This window comes from Bacillus sp. EKM420B (assembly GCF_011065565.1).
Taxonomy (GTDB): domain Bacteria; phylum Bacillota; class Bacilli; order Bacillales; family Bacillaceae; genus Bacillus; species Bacillus velezensis.
Window position 1 is genome coordinate 1 of the sequence record NZ_JAAMNX010000056.1, and the last position, 247, is coordinate 247.

The following is a 247-nucleotide window of genomic DNA, read 5'->3' on the forward strand; positions in this document are numbered from 1 at the left end:
AGACTATCCATTGGAAGAATTAATTCAGCATCTGCATCTTCCAAAAGATTCAAGCCGTAATCCTTTATTCGATACGATGTTTGTGCTGCAAAATCTTGATCATGCTGAATTGACTTTCGATTCCCTTCAACTCAAGCCGTATCCATTTCATCATCCGGTTGCCAAATTCGATTTGACCTTGTCGATTCAGGCGGACCGCGACAACTATCACGGACTGTTTGAATATTCGAAAAAACTGTTTAAGAAA

At 39.7% G+C, this 247-nt stretch carries 1 protein-coding gene; it reads left to right on the top strand.

Annotated elements, in window-relative coordinates:
• Nucleotides 1-247 (top strand): condensation domain-containing protein (locus tag G9F48_RS19520; protein ID WP_165409996.1); only part of this gene is annotated, 247 nt, incomplete at both ends.